The sequence below is a fragment of the Tunicatimonas pelagia genome, assembly GCF_030506325.1.
Lineage (GTDB): Bacteria > Bacteroidota > Bacteroidia > Cytophagales > Cyclobacteriaceae > Tunicatimonas > Tunicatimonas pelagia.
The window spans coordinates 1,237,140-1,254,807 of record NZ_CP120683.1; the positions used below are offsets into that span (position 1 = coordinate 1,237,140).

The 17,668-nt window shown below is 44.4% G+C and carries 15 protein-coding genes; 6 read left to right on the forward strand and 9 right to left on the reverse strand.

From position 1 onward, the window contains the following. Positions 1-213: 213 nt before the first annotated feature. Positions 214-711, reverse strand: coding sequence for an HNH endonuclease (locus P0M28_RS05100; protein WP_302208496.1), 498 nt, complete (start codon positions 709-711; stop codon positions 214-216). 50 nt (positions 712-761) lie between these two features. Further along, positions 762-1,232, reverse strand: coding sequence for an SsrA-binding protein SmpB (gene smpB / locus P0M28_RS05105; RefSeq protein WP_302208497.1), 471 nt, complete (start codon positions 1,230-1,232; stop codon positions 762-764). Between the two features lie 206 nt (positions 1,233-1,438). On the opposite strand from smpB, the gene P0M28_RS05110 reads away from it, so the two are divergent. Next, a complete protein-coding gene (locus tag P0M28_RS05110; RefSeq protein WP_302208499.1) occupies positions 1,439-2,761 on the forward strand; it encodes a hypothetical protein in 1,323 nt (440 codons plus the stop codon). 46 nt (positions 2,762-2,807) lie between these two features. Here the strand turns inward: P0M28_RS05110 and tsaD are convergent, their stop codons facing one another. Further along, positions 2,808-3,857 (reverse strand): tRNA (adenosine(37)-N6)-threonylcarbamoyltransferase complex transferase subunit TsaD, encoded by a 1,050-nt coding sequence (gene tsaD, locus P0M28_RS05115; RefSeq protein WP_302208500.1) that lies wholly within the window; start codon positions 3,855-3,857, stop codon positions 2,808-2,810. A 150-nt stretch (positions 3,858-4,007) separates the two neighbouring features. Here tsaD and P0M28_RS05120 point away from each other — a divergent pair, with 150 nt between their 5' ends. Then, complete coding sequence (locus P0M28_RS05120; RefSeq protein ID WP_302208502.1) at positions 4,008-8,582, forward strand: translocation/assembly module TamB domain-containing protein; 4,575 nt, start codon at positions 4,008-4,010, stop codon at positions 8,580-8,582. Here the strand turns inward: P0M28_RS05120 and P0M28_RS05125 are convergent, their stop codons facing one another. After that, complete coding sequence (locus P0M28_RS05125) at positions 8,583-8,885, reverse strand: rhodanese-like domain-containing protein (protein ID WP_302208504.1); 303 nt, start codon at positions 8,883-8,885, stop codon at positions 8,583-8,585. It lies immediately after the preceding gene. 76 nt (positions 8,886-8,961) lie between these two features. Here P0M28_RS05125 and P0M28_RS05130 point away from each other — a divergent pair, with 76 nt between their 5' ends. Together P0M28_RS05130 and P0M28_RS05135 are read left to right on the forward strand one after the other, a co-directional pair. Then, positions 8,962-9,384: an OsmC family protein gene (locus P0M28_RS05130; RefSeq protein ID WP_302208506.1), complete on the forward strand. Its 423-nt coding sequence runs from the start codon at positions 8,962-8,964 to the stop codon at positions 9,382-9,384. A gap of 6 nt (positions 9,385-9,390) precedes the next feature. Then, the gene (locus tag P0M28_RS05135; protein ID WP_302208507.1) at positions 9,391-10,575 is read left to right on the forward strand and encodes a trans-sulfuration enzyme family protein; all 1,185 of its coding nucleotides are present in this window, start codon (positions 9,391-9,393) and stop codon (positions 10,573-10,575) included. A 262-nt stretch (positions 10,576-10,837) separates the two neighbouring features. Here P0M28_RS05135 and cobA read toward each other — a convergent pair whose 3' ends face one another. From cobA to P0M28_RS05160, 5 genes are all read right to left on the reverse strand, one after another. Further along, positions 10,838-11,623 carry a uroporphyrinogen-III C-methyltransferase gene (cobA, locus tag P0M28_RS05140; protein WP_302208509.1) on the reverse strand — a complete coding sequence of 262 codons (786 nt, stop codon included), beginning with the start codon at positions 11,621-11,623 and terminating at the stop codon, positions 10,838-10,840. Further along, positions 11,620-13,737 carry a ferredoxin-like domain-containing protein gene (locus tag P0M28_RS05145; RefSeq protein ID WP_302208510.1) on the reverse strand — a complete coding sequence of 706 codons (2,118 nt, stop codon included), beginning with the start codon at positions 13,735-13,737 and terminating at the stop codon, positions 11,620-11,622. The genes cobA and P0M28_RS05145 overlap by 4 nt, the downstream gene beginning before the upstream one ends. A 331-nt stretch (positions 13,738-14,068) precedes the next feature. Continuing rightward, positions 14,069-14,392: a thioredoxin gene (trxA, locus tag P0M28_RS05150; RefSeq protein WP_302208512.1), complete on the reverse strand. Its 324-nt coding sequence runs from the start codon at positions 14,390-14,392 to the stop codon at positions 14,069-14,071. Positions 14,393-14,475: 83 nt separating this feature from the next. Beyond that, positions 14,476-15,339, reverse strand: a complete 864-nt coding sequence (locus P0M28_RS05155) for a nucleoside phosphorylase (protein WP_302208514.1) — start codon at positions 15,337-15,339, stop codon at positions 14,476-14,478. A 19-nt stretch (positions 15,340-15,358) separates the two neighbouring features. After that, entirely contained in the window at positions 15,359-15,994 is a 636-nt protein-coding gene (locus P0M28_RS05160; protein WP_302208516.1) for a NeuD/PglB/VioB family sugar acetyltransferase, read from the reverse strand. Positions 15,995-16,091: 97 nt separating this feature from the next. On the opposite strand from P0M28_RS05160, the gene P0M28_RS05165 reads away from it, so the two are divergent. Continuing rightward, complete coding sequence (locus P0M28_RS05165) at positions 16,092-16,640, forward strand: L,D-transpeptidase (RefSeq protein WP_302208517.1); 549 nt, start codon at positions 16,092-16,094, stop codon at positions 16,638-16,640. 93 nt (positions 16,641-16,733) lie between these two features. Continuing rightward, a complete protein-coding gene (bcp, locus tag P0M28_RS05170; protein ID WP_302208519.1) occupies positions 16,734-17,183 on the forward strand; it encodes a thioredoxin-dependent thiol peroxidase in 450 nt (149 codons plus the stop codon). Positions 17,184-17,668: the final 485 nt, after the last annotated feature.

A 17,668-nucleotide genomic window follows, 5' to 3' on the forward strand; every position in this document is an offset into this window, starting at 1 on the left:
TGGTGAATAATATTTGTTTAGATACTTAAAAGGCAAAAAGGTTTAATTAGATATTAAATAACTTTTTTTACTTATAAATAAAACTATTCAAATATTCATCAAATTTTTAGCTAATGTGTGCGCTAATTTATTATACTTCTATCAGTAAGTTACTTATGTAAGCTTTGGGGGAAAGCAGAAAGAATGAGTGCAATAGCACTTTACACCTTTCGGCTAGTAGTTTAGGAAAGGCTGCCACTCTTTTCGCATAGAGCCGGAATGGTCGCGCAAAAATATCAGATAGGTGGGCCGATGGGGTTTTTGCTGAAGCTTCAAATTGGCTTCGTGAGGGCGACGATCTCCCTTTTGGGTATTGCAAGGTTGGCAGGCTGTTACCAGATTAGCCCAACTGGTTTTGCCTCCTTTAGACCGAGGAATCACATGGTCGAGCGTTAGGTTCTTGGGTGATCCGCAGTACTGGCAGGTGAACTTATCTCGTTTAAATACATTTTGGCGAGTTAGCACTACCCCCCGGTAAGGAAGGTTTACGTAACGGTACAGCCGGATCACTGCCGGGCAGGGGAATGTTTTATTAACCGTACGAATTTCGTCGTTTTCTGCTTCGGTAAGTAGCTCTGCCTTATTCAGAAATACTAATAGAAAAGCCCGCTCCATTGAACAAACAGTCAACGGCTGATAGTCTTGGTTTAACAGCAGCACATTACGCTTCATACTCCCGATTTCTGAATGGTGGGTGAGAAAATTCTTTCCAATGCATACGACTAAAATTTCATCTGATCCAGTTCTCGGTTCGTATCACGTCGCTTAATATCATCTCGTTTATCATACAGTTTTTTTCCTTGAGCCAGTGCAATCTCCATCTTAGCTAATCCACGATTATTAATAAAAAGCCGGGTAGGCACAATCGTTAGCCCCTTTTCACTCATTTTGCTCTCTAATTTAGCTAATTCTTTCTTTTTCAAAAGAAGCTTACGTTCGCGGGTGGCTTCGTGGTTGTAATGCGTACCCTGGCTGTAGGGAGTAATATGCATTTGTTTTACAAACAGCTCATGATTATTAAAGTAGCAGTAAGCCTCTTGTAAACTTACCTTCCCCTCTCGTATCGATTTAATCTCCGTTCCCATCAGCTTTAATCCAGCTACGTAAGTATCCAAGAAATGGTACTCAAACCGAGCTTTTCTATTTTTTACCGATACTTGACTGGAAAATTTTGGTTTTTCTTGCTTGCCCATACTTACCCAATAAACAATAACTTTTAGTAACGAACACCTAATTTAATAGGGATAAATGGCTTCACCAACCTATTCCCTACTATTGTTTTACATTTTCTAAATTCAATACCCGTAATAACCCTACAACTAAGGAAAAAAGAAATATCTTGTTTCTCTCCTCTAAAATTTTTCACCAACTTGAGCTTCTTCTCATAAACAATTTCTCTATGAAATGGCAAGAAAAAGGTTGGTTAAAAAAATACTTAACTACCCGCCACCACTACGTACTGCACCAGGAGTTTCAGCGACTAAAAGATCAAAAATCTACGTCGGCAGCCTTTGACCAACTCATTTATGAGTTAATGCAAGCTACCGGATTATTGTACGGCTACCCAGCTCAAATGCCGTATTCTTACAAAACGCTACTGAAATCGCTCAAAGTAGACCAACTTACGGATCAGCAACGGTGGAAAATTTTACTATTAGAAAGTTTACTAAATAGTGCTCTTACTACCAACCGATACCACAGCCTAAAAAGAGAGGTTGATTTTGCTGATGCTATTTCAGAGGTGACGTACCGGATTGGAGAATACTACGTTGCCCTGTACCCTAATATTAAACCTAAGTCGCGGGGTGGCTTTTTAGCTCGCTCATCAAAAACTGGAATTGATTTTTCGGAACAAGCCCTGGATGCCCGTACCCAATCTATGGCTTCTAATACCAAAGATGAATTTTGGCAAGCCATTATGCACAGTGCGCTTTCTTTTATTGATGTCTACTGCTTTCATCCCTGGATTCAATCGTACGCTGATACTGATAAGAGAGAGAAAGTGATAAAGAGCCATATTCGGTTACGGTTGTTAATTTTATACGTACTTTCCTCGGCCGCCTGGGCCAACGGAATTGTTGAAAAAGAAGAAAAAGAATTTTTGGAGTATTTTCTAACGCTATCTCAGTTACCCGAGGATTTAGAAGAGCAGGGTAAGAAAATGATTTTGGAACGGGTAAGCATGGAAAACATCAAGTGGAGCGAAGTTAAATCGCCCGTTCTTAAGCGGTACTTACTTGAGTTGGCTACCATGATTATTTTATCAGATAAGGTAATTAGCAAATCTGAGCGGCAGTTTTTGGATGAATTACGCGATAAGCTCAACCTCTCTGAAAAAGAGACTCAGCACAGTATTCTAGCGGTAGAGAGTTTTGTGGTGGAACATTGGCAGAATATTCCGTACCTCAACGGCAATAAAGACGTAGAAGCCATGACGATGTACTTGCTGGCCAAGCTTCGTCCCTATCTGCAAGAAGAGTTACCGATACTGAAAAAGTACTTAGAGCAAGAGTCTGGTGTAGACGCACTGTTGCAACGCTCTCAAATTGAGACAATTGGTACTAATGAGCGCAAGAAAATTCGGCAAGGGCTTCTGGCGGCTATTCAGGCCACTCCCGCTTTCCAGAGCGCAGTAGTACCTCGTTCGGTATTAACTTACTCCGTGCTGTTAGAAACAATTCCAGGTGGACTATTCGCCCGTTATCAGCCTAATAATGAGTGATGAAAGTTACATTATTCATTAATCATTGTTCATTAATCACTATTCATCAATCATTACTTTGCTTGCCAAATTTTAGGCGAGGGTTGGGGCTAGCAGTTAGGGTGTCGGTTTGTCCGCCTAAATACTGATAATGAGCGGCCATAGCAATCATAGCGGCATTGTCAGTGCAGTACTCAATTTTCGGAATGTACACCTGCCATTGTTTTTGCTGGGCTAATACCTTCAGTTGGTTTCGCAACCCTGAGTTAGCGGACACCCCTCCGGCAATAGCAATTTCACGAATACCCGTCTGGCTAACAGCAGCTTCTACTTTTTCTAACAACATGCTAATGAGAGTAGCTTGTACGCTGGCGCATAAATCAGGTAGATTTTCTTCAACAAATCGCTCGTTTTGCTTAATCTGATCACGCAGAAAATAAAGCACGGCGGTTTTTATCCCACTAAATGAAAAATTTAGGTCAGGCATTGAAGTAATGGGAAAAGAAAATCGTTTAGGGTTTCCTTGTTGGGCAATACGATCTAAATGAGGGCCACCCGGATAAGGCAACCCTAGCAACTTGGCAATCTTATCAAATGCCTCGCCTACCGCATCGTCCAGCGTTTCACCAATGATTTCCATATCCAGATAATCGCGAACTACTACGAGCTGGGTATGACCTCCGCTTACCGTCAGACAGAGAAACGGAAACTGAGGTTGGGGCGACTCAATGAAGTGCGCTAAAATATGAGCCTGCATATGGTTAACCGAAAGCAAAGGAATCTGTAAACCCCAAGCCAGCGATTTCACAAAAGAAGAGCCTACTAGTAATGCTCCTAACAAGCCTGGCCCCTGGGTGTAAGCCGCTGCGTTCAGCATAGTTTTTGTTATATTTGCATCCCGAAGGGCCTGATGTACTATTGGAACAATATTTTGTTGGTGAGCCCGAGAAGCTAATTCCGGAACCACACCCCCGTAGTTTTCATGAACCGCTTGAGTAGCAACAATGTTACTAAGTATTTCCCCGTTTTTACTAATAGCTGCTGAGGTCTCATCGCAAGATGATTCCACCGCCAGAATAATAGGGAAAGAGGGATCAGGTCTCGTACTTTTACGCATGATTTAATAAAAAAGAAGCAGTTGCGCGACGCATTTAGGGAGTAGAGTCTGCGTTGCAATATAGCAGAGTGCTAGTGTAATTTGAAAGAAAAACATCCAAATACCACCCGCAGTATTACTAAACGAATTGCTAAGCCAATCTTATGGCTGATGGCTATTCTTATTCTGCTATTTATTGCAGTGGTGGGTGCCGTACAAATCCCTCAGGTGCAAACCCAACTGGTGCAGTATCTAGCCAAAAGCATTACCGAACGAACGGGATTCTCTACTTCTATTGAAGGAGTACATATTAAGTGGTTTGACACCGGAGTGCTAGATAGCGTTACGATCATGGACGATGAGAACCGCCCCATGATTATTGCCAACCACCTTACGGTAGATTTTGATATACGAACGATTGTTGATGACGGCAATATTTTTATTGACGAAGCGCAGGTAAAAGGCGGAGTGCTCAATTTGCGAAAAGATGCAGCAGATGCTACGTTAAACATCACCCGCTTTATTGATACGGTCAAATCCATTATTCGTAAGCCGCGCAACCCAAAAGTACGCTCAACTCCTCCCTTATTTACCATTAGTGAAGTTAGCTTGGAGGAAGTAACCTTTCAATACCACGATGCTGGTGCGAACTTACTACCCGATCGATTCGACTATAATCACTTTACTGTATACGATATTTACGCTGATGCCTCTAACCTCCAGATTGTAGCCGATACCCTACAGGTAGATATTCACCACATGCGGGGATACGAGCCTGACTACGACTTAACTATTGATGACTTTAGCGGATTCTACCGGTTTACTAACCACAGTATGCTGTTTCAAGATTTTGAACTGCACGCCGGTAACTCAGTACTGCGCGACTCACTCGTCTTCAATTACCGTACTAAAGCCAGTCTGGGCTATTTCAATGACAGTGTAACCTTAGTGGCCAATATTAAAGACTCTGAGCTACATGCGGAAGACTTGGCTCGCTTTGCCCCTACGCTACTGGGGTACGATGATGCCTATCGGGTATCGGGATACTTCAACGGGCAGGTTAGTGATTTTACCTTAAGCGATATGACCTTCTCGTTTGGTAATACCAGCCAGTTAGTGGGAAAAGTGAGCTTTGACGGTTTGCCCGAAACCAAAGAAGCCTTTACTGATTTACAGCTCAAAAACTCACGGGTAAGTGCTGCCGACCTCCGACAGTACGTAAATAACGAAAAAGCCTATCGCACCATAGAGAAATTCGGTACGGTTGATTTTAATGCTGAGTTTTTAGGCTTTCCTGACGACTTTGTGGCTAACGGACAGTTTACTACTCGCTTAGGTGGCATTGAGTCGGATATCAATCTTAAGTTGGAAGACACTCCGATTTATTCGGGAAGCTTATCATTGCAAGATTTTGATTTAGGCACTTTAACTGATGAACCGGAGCTGCTCCAGCGAACTAGTTTTCAAGGGTACATTGAAGGAGAAGGAATTACGGTGGAAGCCGCTCGCTTTAACTTAGCAGCTGAGTTCGACTACCTTGGCCTCAATCAGTATACCTATCAAAACATCACCACCGACGCCCGGCTGGCTCGATCTTTCTTCGAGGGAAAACTTACCATTGATGACCCTAACCTACGCTTCACTGCCGATGGAACGCTAGATTTTAGAGAAGGAGAAGAGCGTATTAAGCTAGCGGCTAAATTGGATACCGCCTTCTTCCATGAATTGAACCTATCGGACAAATATCTGTTTTTGAGCACACAAATTGATGCCGACACCCGCGGGCTAAAAGTAGACGATCTGAGCGGGCGAGCGGCCTTCGACGATCTGTACATTGCTTACGATGATCGCCAGCTATTCATTGACTCGCTTCGGTTCCAGTCGGATTTTGATAGTCTTTCTCGTCAGGTGAAAGTACAGACCGAGCGCGTTAAGGCCGAACTTGTTGGTAACTTCAAATTTACTACCCTAGTAAGCGATATTCAGAAGTTGGCTAAAGAATATCAACTAATCTTCAGAAATGATAGAGAAGAACTTAATAAATATTACGCCACTCGTCAAGTAGACTCCATTCAGCATTACCAAGACCAGTCCTACGAAATTTCCTATCGAGTGGAGCTTAAAAATGCTAATCCCTTGTTACAAATGTTTGTCCCAGAGGTAGTTCTATCGCAAAACTTTGAGGCCAACGGGCGGCTTACGGGGGGCTACACCAATATTTTTAGCGTTCATTCTACCTTTGACACCTTGCAGTTCCGAGATCATTATTTCTATGATAATAGTATAGAATTCACCACCTCTAAAATAGTAGATAGCACCAGTGTATTAGCGATGCTTTACATGGAGTCGGCTCAGCAGAATATTGCTACTAGCAACCTGCAGGCACCTATGGAAGATTTATCAATCGAGGCAATTTGGAGCGGCGACCATATTGACTTTCAGCAGTACATCCGGCGTCAGGGTACTGATAACTACGCTAACTTACTCGGAGAAGTAGAATTCTTGAACGACAGTACACTTATTCGTTTCCAACCTTCCAACTTACAGGTGCTAGATCAGCGTTGGGAGTTTTCGCCCCAAAATCAAATCTTAATCTCTAATCAGGAAATAATTTTTGATCAGTTTAAAGTGTTTAGCGGTACAGACGACGTTCAGCAAGAAATATCAGCCATTGGCACGCTCTCTACTGATCCGAATAAGCAGTTAACCGTCAATATCAATCGCTTTCAGATAGCGAACCTCAGTCCTATTTTGGAGGAAGAGTACGAAGGGGAAATTAACGGGTTTGTAGACCTGAGGGGAATGCTCACTAACCCGGCTGACACACTGCAAAGTCTGATTTTAGATAGCGAGATTGCGGTGAACGACTTCACGATTAACGCATTTGAGGTAGGTAACATTATTGGGTTAGCCAAGTGGAATAATCAGCGGCAAAACCTCAACTTAAACGTAATGGTAAACCGCGATGGGCAGCGTATAATTTCTATTAATGGTGAGTACGATCCTAAACAGGAGGAAGATCAGCTAGACCTGAAAGCAAACCTTCGGGGAGCATCTATCACAATTGCTGAGCCCTACGTTGATGATTTTTTCACCGAACTAGAAGGCAATGTAAACGGTACAATTGATATTACTGGTCGCCTAAACTATCCTATTTTACGAGGTAACGGTACGCTGGCCGATGGGCACATCAGAATTAACTACCTAAACACCCGCTATAATTTTGATGGAGGCGTATTCTTTGATGCTAATACTATTGGGGTAGAAGACCTTGTTCTTCAAGATGAGCGGAAGCAAACGGCCACCTTCAACGGTGGTATTTTTCACGATGGGTTTCGCGACTTTGTACTTGACCTCAATGGTTCACTTAGTAATGTGGCGGTGCTAAATACTACGCTGCAAGATAACGACATGTTCTACGGAAGAGGCTACGCGACCGGAACTGTCTCCTTGTTAGGGGCCATTGATAATCTGGATATTACCGCCCGGGCTAAGACTGAGAAGGGAACCAAGATATACATCCCGGTGGGTGGTATTGAAGGGGTAGAGCAATCTGACTTTATCAAGTTTGTAAAGACTGACTCACTACTTGCAGCGGAGAGCAAAATTGATAAAGTGAGCCTCACTGGCTTAAACCTAGACTTGGATATTGAAGTAACCCCCGATGCCTACGGTGAAATTATCTTTGATGTGAAAACCGGCGATATTATCCGAGGGAGAGGCCAAGGGCAAATGCAAATGCTTATCAGCTCTCAGGGCGACTTCACTATGTTTGGTGACCTGCGATTTGTAGAAGGTGGGTACAATTTTACGCTTTACAATATCATCAACAAGGAGTTTAATATTGAGCCAGGAAGTAGCATCGCTTGGTTGGGTGATCCCTACGGCGGGGTACTCGATATTCAGGCTACTTACGCTCAAGTAGCTTCTTTAGCTCCGTTAGTTGTTGATCCTAACCAGCGTGATAATGATGAAGTACGGCGTAAATATCCTACCGAGGTTGCGTTGGAGCTCACCGGCGACTTAATGTCGCCCGACATCGACTTTGATATCAATATCCTTAACTATCCTCAAAATAACCTATGGTTGAGAACGGCGGTAGAAACCTTGAATAATACCGTAGCTTACGATCAGGAAGAACTTAATCGGCAAGTATTTAGCCTTATTGTGTTGCGCCAGTTTTCGGAACAAGGCTCGTTTGATGTGGGTGGCTCAGTAGGAAGTAGTGTGAGCGAGCTACTCTCCAACCAATTTAGCTACTGGCTCAGTCAGGTAGACGAAAACCTAGAGATAGATGTAGATTTAGGAAGCTTTGATAACGATCGATTTAATACCTTTCAACTCCGGCTTTCGTACTCCTTTTTAGAGGGCAGGCTACGAGTAACCCGCGACGGTGGGTTCACCGACCTAAATAATAATGCTAATGCAGCAACAGTCATTGGCGATGTAAGCGTAGAATACCTACTGACCGATGATGGTCGCTACCGGGTAAAGATGTATAACCGTAATAATTTTAACTCCCTCACCAATCCGCTTAATCAGGACTTTAATACCACCCAAGGCATTAGCCTGATGTACATTCAAAGCTTCGATAAAGTGCGTGATTTACTCACCAGTACGCGCAACCGCGTTATTCAGGAACGTAAGGACGATTCTCAGGTAGATAAAGGGGATGCGCCCAAGCCACTGAGCCAATCGACAGAAAAAGCCACTGAGCCTGAGCTACGCAAAACCCTGCCCAAATAACTATTGGTTTTCCATAGCCTGATAGGCCAAAATCCCCCCCTTCAGATTATAGAGATTATCAAAGTTATGATTGTTTTCCAAGTACTTTACGGCATTGGCACTGCGGCTGCCGCTGCGGCACTGCATAATCACTTTTTGGTCTTTTTTCACCTCATCTACGTGCTCTGGCAACTGCCCTAACGGAATCAGCTCTCCCCCCAGGTTGGCCTCTTCGTACTCGTGCGGTTCCCGTACATCAATCAGTTGAAACTCCTCGCCCGCTTCCTGCATAGCTTTAAGTTCTTCTACGGTAATTTCTTTCATATTCGTTTTCGTTTTGCGATGATTACTGCTAATTTGGCTACCAATTTTTCAAAAATTTTACCAATAACCAACCCGAATGCAAATAAAAATAAAGCGACTGAATGATGCCACTCATTTAGAAGCATCCAATGAAGACGGTCTTACCCTGCAAATGGATGGTTCACCCGACGTAGGGGGAAAAGATCTGGCGATGCGCCCCATGCAAGTGTTGCTTTCATCGCTGGGGGGCTGTAGCGCCATGGATGTTATCAGCATTCTGAATAAACAACGACAACCGCTGGATGACATCCAATTTACGTTAGACGGAACACGCGAAGAGGGTAAGGTACCGGCAGTATTCACCAAAATTCATATTACTTACGACTTATACGGCAACCTGGATGAAGATAAAGTAAAACGCGCAATAGACCTTTCAATGCAACAGTATTGTTCAGTGACTAAAATGCTGGAAAAAACAGCGAAGATTACGTACTCATTCAAGATTCACCCCAGTTCCTAAGTTCATATGTCTAGTAAGAAATATCATTTCGAGACCAACGCTATTCGTACGCAGACGGAGCGTAGTCAGCACCGAGAGCACAGTGTACCCATTTTCGCTACCTCTAGCTTTGTGTTCGATGATGCCGAGCAGGCTCGCGCTTTGTTTGCCAACGAACTGGACGGAAATATCTATTCCCGCTTTTCTAATCCCAACAACGATGAGTTTATCCAGAAGCTCTGTTTGCTAGAAAATACCGAAGCCGGAATTGCCACCGCCTCGGGGATGGCTGCCATGTTTATCAGCATTGCCTCCTTTCTGAAAGCCGGTGATCACATAGTAGCTTCTCGTTCTTTATTTGGTTCCACCCATCAGATTCTGACCGGCTTACTTCCGAGATGGAATATCAGCCACACCTACGTGGATATTCAGGCTGATCTAAGTACGTGGGAAGAGGCTATTCAGCCTACTACTAAAATGATTTTCGTGGAAACCCCTTCTAATCCGGGGTTAGATTTACTGGATTTAGAGGCACTAGGAAAGTTAGCCAAACAGCACGGATTACTCTTTAACGTTGACAACTGCTTTGCCACTCCTTACCTGCAAAACCCAGCCGATTGGGGAGCTGATCTGGTAACGCATTCAGCTACTAAATTTATTGATGGGCAGGGACGTGCCATTGGCGGAGCCGTCTTAGGCAAAAAAGAAGCGATTGATGAGGTACGCTTTCTGGCTCGGCATACCGGACCGGCTATGTCGCCCTTTCACGGCTGGATTTTGTCTAAGAGCTTAGAAACACTCTCGGTACGCATGGAGCGGCACTGCCAGAGTGCGCTGCATTTAGCCCAATTTCTGGAAGAACAACCTGAGGTAGTTAGTGTGAAGTATCCCTTTCTACCCTCGCACCCGCAGTACGAATTAGCCCAACGCCAAATGCGGATGGGCGGCGGAATGCTCACCTTTGAATTGAAGGGCGGATTAGACCGGGGCAAGCGATTTCTGAATGCACTAGAAATGCTATCGTTCACCGCCAACTTAGGCGACTCCCGAAGTATCTGTACCCATCCAGCTTCAACTACGCATTCTAAACTATCGGAAGAGGAGCAGGCTCGCGTAGGTATTACTCCCGGTTTAATTCGGGTTTCGGTAGGTTTAGAACACCCGGAAGATATTCAAAGTGATATCCTTCAGGCAATTGATAGAAGCAAGTAATATGGAAGGTTCAATTGTTCGATTGCTGATTGATTTGTTAGTCTACAGTCCACGATCCACAGTCTACGATTATTATTCGCTCACTATTAGTTCGATGGCTCGATTGCTGACTGGTTAAATGATTATTGATCACTGCTTTCAACTTTCCATTATCCATTTTCCACTGTATTGCTCCCAGCCCCTCGCCAACTGTTCATCACTCATTATCAATTTTCAATTCCAATTTCTAGTCTTCCAACTTTACATTATCACCTGTCAACTATTAAGCGTATTGCACAGCTTCTTTCACCCAAACGGGTACTTTATGCTCTCGCACTACTTCTCCAATTACAATGATGGCTGGAGCCTGCAACCCCTCTTCAGCAGCCATTTCGGTCATAGTGCTTACGGTAGCTATTCCTACTTTTTCTTCGGGCAAAGAACCATTTTGAATGATGGCTACGGGAGTATCACACTGTCCGTAGGTTTCAAAGATTGATTGAATTTTACTTAGTTGGCGCATTCCCATTAGAATTACTACCGTAGCGGTAGATTGAGCCGCCAACGCTACATCCTGCGATAACGAGCCGCGACGGGTGGTTCCGGTAATGACCCAGAAGCTCTCGCTCACTCCTCGCCGGGTGAGCGGAATAGATTGCAGAGCCGGAACCGAGTAGAAGGAACTGATACCCGGCACCACCGAAACGGTTATATCATACGATTCAGCGTAGGTTTGTTCTTCATGTCCTCGTCCAAAAATATAGGGGTCACCACCCTTCAACCGCACTACGTGGCCATAGTGGCGCGCACAGTGAACGATCAGCTCGTTGATTTCTTCTTGAGATTTGTATTTTCCGCCGCCTCGTTTTCCTACGTAAATTCTCGGAACGTTCGGTCGAACGTACCTTAACAATTCTTCATTCGCTAAGGCATCGTACAGTACAATATCAGCTTCCTGCAAAGCCCGCGTTCCCTTGAGTGTAATTAACTCTGGGTCACCCGGCCCGGCTCCTACTAATGTGAGCCGAGGTATTTTATTTACTGTAGCCGTTAATAATACTTTGCTCATGATGCTGAAACGGTAAGCTGTTCTTGACGCACCTGCTGAACCTTCTCTAGAAAATCTTGCGCTTGCTGCAAGTATTCTTTTGCAAAATCAGCACTAGGCTCTACTTTGTTCAGTTGTAGCACAGTGTTTTCAAAAGAATCGCTTAGTTCCAGTAACGGATGCTGACCAAAGTGCTCGCCGAACAAGCGAATGATACTCATTTGCGTATTTGTCTTTACATCGTTGGATAACAGCAGCGCTTTTGCCCCAACTACGAATGAATTATAAGCGTGGTAAATCGCATCGGCGTAGTGCTGCTCCTGGAAGTTTTCCTTCGCCCAACCGAGTTTCTCTTCCGCTTCGTAAAACAACGTAGCTACCAAGTCAATAATGACTCCGGCACACTCGCCTACTCCGGCTTCTACTTTAAAATTTTCTTGGGCGTGTCCCCAGTCAAAGTATTCGTCATTCGCTACTTCATCCAATTCCGTGAGTGGTTTCAGTAGATGATAGAAGTACATCTTACCTTGCCGTTGGTAATAATCCGCGTAGTACTCCCCGTCTAGCTGATTTTCTTCGTAATCGTCAAATAAGGTTCTCAGTAGCTGAGGAGCACGCTTACTTGGCGTTTTCAGCAGTTTTTCGGCCACCCGACCTTGTCCGTTACCGTCTACTCCCCCGCCCAACAAAACTTGCAAAGCCGGAACTACCCGCTTTTGCTTGTCCTTCAGTGAGCTGCCGTGAAAGCCGATGCTGGCAATACCGTGCTGCCCACAGGAGTTAGGACATCCGCTAATTTTTATCTTGATGTCTTGATTTTTTACCAGATCAGGGTACTCCTCATAAATTACTTTTTCTAGTGCCGAAGAAACTCCGGTACTGTTCGAGATTCCCAAATTACAAGTATCGGTTCCGGGGCAAGCAGTGATGTCGGCTACGCTATCAAAGCCTGGGTCAGCTAAATCTAAACCTTTCAGAGAAGTATACAGTGCCGGTAAGGCTTCAGGACGGACGTAACGCAGCAATAGCCCTTGGTTGATGGTAATTCGGATATCGTCTGAAGCCAGCCAGTCAATAATGGTAGCTAGCTTACGAGCGGTAGAAGTGCTAATATCGCCTAGGGGCACTTTAATAAATACTCCGTAGAAACCAGCTTGTTTCTGCTCAAATACGTTGGTCGCTTTCCACAGCGCGTAAGCCGCTTCGTCCTGAATTTTGGCATCTACCAGATTTATATCTTCCGCAAGCTGATGTTCCGGCACTTGGGTAGTATCTACGCTGTAGCTCTTCACCTTCAACGCGGCCCACTCTTCTTCCACCAACTTCATTAATGCTTCCAGGCCGAGCGATTGTAACAAAAACTTCATCCGGGCTTTACCGCGTTTGTTCCGCTCGCCGTGGCGGTCAAATACCCGCAGCACCGCTTCGGTAAATGGAATAAGCTGATCTTCGGGTAAAAACTCGTGAGCTACTTGCGCCAGATGGGGTTGCGCTCCCAAACCACCGCCAAGCATTATTTTAAACCCCCGCTCTTCTTTTTCGTCAACGGTTCGCACCTTCGGAATGGCTCCAATGTCGTGAATGAAGGTAAAGGCAGAATCCTTCTCACTAGAAGAAAAAGCAATCTTAAACTTACGCCCCATCTCCTGGCACACCGGGTTCCGCAGAAAGTACGTAAACATTTCCTCGGCGTAAGGCGATACATCAAACGGTTCTTCGGGATCAATACCCGCTTTAGGCGAAGCCGTAATATTGCGAACAGTATTTCCGCAGGCTTCTCGCAGGGTAATTTTATCTTTTTCTAGCTGCGCCCACAGTTCGGGCGTACGATCCAGACTGACGTAGTGAATCTGAATATCTTGGCGGGTGGTGAGGTGTAGATTTCCACTGGCGTATTCATCTGAGACATCGGCGATACGGAGTAACTGTTTAGGCGTAACCCGCCCGAACGGTAATTTTATGCGTACCATTTGCACACCAGGCTGACGCTGACCGTATACGCCCCGAGCCAAGCGAAGGCTACGGAAACGGTCATCGTCTATCTTTCCTTCCTGGAATAATCTGATTTTCCGCTCCAGATCAATAATGTCGCGCTCTACGACGGGGTTTTCAATTTCGGTTCTAAAACTCTGCATGGTTTAGAAGATTGGGTAATAAAAAAAGCCTTTCCTGACGGAAAGGCTTAGGGTCTATTTTAAGTAATTTTCTACTGATGTATCATCTGAACGTACTTAATCTACACCTAATACTTTCCGGTTAAGAAAAGGCATCTGACAACACCAAAACCAGCACGCGCAGCGACGAGCAGCAATTAGTTTTTCGTTGGTGGCAGAAAATAGGTGCAACATTAATTAAACATTCAGATTACAATGATACGTTTTGTTATGAACTTTTCAAAAAATCTGGGCTAAACTTCCGAAGTTTAAATAAGGTATCCTCTAAAACCTTCGGAAGTTTCTGATAAGATTAAGCCAACTGGGCATCCAGCTTTTGGGAGAGAACGCTTTTATTTACGGCTCCTACTTGCTTATCAACAATTTCACCGTTTTTAAATACCAACAAAGTAGGGATGCTGCGAATACCAAATTTGCCCGCTACTTCGGGATTAGAATCAACGTCTACCTTCCCTACTACCGCTTTGCCGTCGTAATCATTCGCTAACTCGTCTACTACTGGGGCAATCATTTTACAAGGCCCGCACCATTCGGCCCAAAAATCTACCAGCACCGGCTGATCAGAATTTATTACTTCGTTGAAGTTGCTATCGGTAATTTCTAATGGTTTACTCATATCGTTAATTATTTGAACGTTATTTTATAATCTGTATGCTTGTACGAAAAAGATTTGAAATGGATATATTTTTCTACCCTGTCTCAGCATTCATCTACTTTTGCCAGCACCTGCTCAATCATAGATTGAATCGTTTTTTGTGGATTGAGGGAAAATTCTCCAGTGGCTCGGTGAGCTAAAATAGCGTTTACACTCAGCATTCGGTGCCCTAGCAGTCGTCCTAACGCGTAATATCCGGCAGTTTCCATTTCCAGATTGCTAAGCTGCCCTGAGGTAAACTGAATATTTATCAGCTTTTCTAAGAAGCAGTTTTGTCGGCTAGCCAACCTTAGCTGTCGCCCCTGGGGGGCGTAAAATCCCGGACAAGTTACGGTATTCCCTACTTGAAACTTCGATTGAAACAGGCCCATCAATTCAGAATCGGCTTCGGCTACGTAGGGAGTAAACTCCAAATTAAGCACCGATTTCAGTTGAACCGTTGCCTGTTGGAATGATGCAAGCGTAGTGTAAGGATAGAATTGCATCAATGTATCCAACCCGAAAGCAGCTTGACTGAGCAAAATACTATCCAACGCTACTTCGGGCTGTAATGCTCCTGAGGTACCTAGCCGAATGATTGTCAACGAGCGCAGATTATTTTTTGGTTGACGTGTCTCCCGATCAATATTAACCAATGCATCTAACTCAGTCATTAGAATTTCTACGTTGTCGGCGCCCATCCCACTACTAATTACCATCAGTTGACGAGTGCCTATTCGGCCAATATGAGAGACAAATTCCCGATGAGTTACTTTCGTTTCTACCGCATCGAAGTACTGACTTACGGTGGATACCCGCTCGGGGTCGCCTACTGCAAAAATAACATCCGGCATCTGCTCAGGCTGAAGCCCCAGATGGTAGATGGAACCATCATCCCGGTAGATCAGATCGGTTTTGCTGATAGGCACTGGCAGAAGGTTCACGTTGCTAAATGGGCTTCGCCGGATTCCCGAACACTGTTGCCCCGGCTTTCACCGGTTCTACTACCACCGAGCCCGCTCCGATTCGCGCCCCTTTACCCACCGTAAGCGGTCCCGCAATGGTAACTCCCGCTCCGATAAATACGTTATCTTCTACCGTGGCTCCCGCGTGAACAACGCTTCCCGCACCTACGTGAACAAATTCTCCCAACGTGGCTTCGTAATCAACGACGGAATTGCTCTGCAAAATGCAGCCCTGCCCTACTTTGGCAAAGCTACCAACTACCACTCCGGCATTGGCAAAAATACCGTAAGAAAAGTAAGCATTACTAGAGATAACCGCTTGGGCATGAATAGCGTTGGCAGGCATTACTTTCCGCTTTTCGTTTAGCATACCAAAGTATTTCTTCCGAACATCCCGCTCATCTTCGGCTACAAATGCATCACATTTTTTACCGATGAGCTTCAAGAAGCCGTGGTCTTCGGTGCGTCCCATCACCAGCACTTCATTGATTTCGGTATTGTGCAGTTTTTCATCGTCATCCAGAAAGCCGTATACCACTACGTTGTTAGACTGAAAAATTTCTAAGGCAGCTTTGCCTAAACCACTGGCTCCGAAGATGATAATCGGATTTGTATTCATAGTGCTATGTAGATTTGTATAGTTTTTGTCGTAAGACATTCATGTAAGAACATAATTAATCACGTTCTTACGATACATTCAAAGATAGAAGGTTCTGATGAAAATATTCGTACTAATTAGCGGACTGTTAATTTGTTCTTTACTGGTTAACGGCCAAAGTAAAGAGGAGCCGTTCATTAAAGTTTCGGTAGCCGAACAAAAGCTGTACTTGATGGAAGGCGGTCAGCCATTGAAGCAGTACCCGGTATCCACCTCAGCATATGGCATTGGCAGTAAAGCAGGAAGCAATAAAACTCCGTTAGGTAAGCATGAAGTAATTAGCAAGTTCGGAGATAATGCCCCACTTGGAACGATTTTCAGAAGTCGCATTAATACCGGCCGCACGGCTAAAATCTATACCGATGATACTGATTTGGAACAAGATGATGTAACCACTCGGATTCTTCGCCTTACCGGATTGGAACCGGGCAAGAACCAAGGTTCAGGAGTAGATTCGTTCTCTCGCTACATTTATATTCATGGCACGCCCGAAGAGGGACTGATTGGTCGCCCCGCATCTCACGGCTGCATCCGAATGAAAAATACCGATGTGGTAGAACTGTATGATTTGGTAGATGAAGGAACGCTGGTAGTGATTGAGCGTTAAAGACAAGAAGAGTTTTTCTACCCGTAGCCTTCCAGTTTTTCATCAATTGACATTCTCTCGTATCTTCGCAGCAAAACCTAACTAAGTACAAAAATGGAATTACAAATTGGCGATACTGCCCCTAATTTTGAAGCTCAGAACCAAGAGGGCGGAACCATAAAACTGTCTGATTATCAAGGAAAGAAAGTAGTTTTATACTTCTACCCTAAAGACAATACTCCCGGTTGCACCGCGCAAGCCTGCAATTTGCGGGACAATTATTCGGCGCTACAGCAGGCCGGTTACGAAGTTATCGGCGTAAGCCCCGACGGCGTGAAGTCTCATCAGAAGTTTATTGAGAAACAGGAACTACCCTTCACGCTGATTGCCGATGAAGATAAAGCGGTGAACGAGCAGTACGGCGTATGGCAAGAGAAATCGATGTACGGCCGTAAATACATGGGAACCGTCCGCACCACCTTTGTTATTGACGAAGAAGGAAAGGTTGAGGACATTATCAAAAAGGTTAAAACCAAAGATCATACTGCTCAAATTCTTGGTTAAGCAATTACACCTGGTTCTAAGTTAGTTTGGGTTTACCTAAGAGAGGTAGTTCTGTTGAGCAACTAAATGCTCGCCTTTTCGGTAAACCTTACATACGTAGGAAATACGACTGAGTAGCTTTTTCTAAGAGACGGCGAACCACTAGTATTGCACCCAACAACTATCGCCTTTTCTCAGACCACATAAACCCATGAATAAAGGCTGCTTTTGTGTAATGGTGTCGCGAAGGTAAATAATGAGGTCACCGAAGCACTAGTAGATTAAGTAAGGTTTTAATTGTATTTATCTTATTTTATTGGCTAGTGCACACGGTACCAGGATTTTATTATACCTGCTAAACTAAACAAACCAACGTCCATTGTTCATTTGCCGGATGGCACTCAGTAAACGGAAGTAAACAAAGTAAAACCCGGAGGTGAAAGCCTTCGGGTTTTATGTTAAATGCTGATCCAAATTCTCTTACTAATACCTAGCTGAGTTGCTTA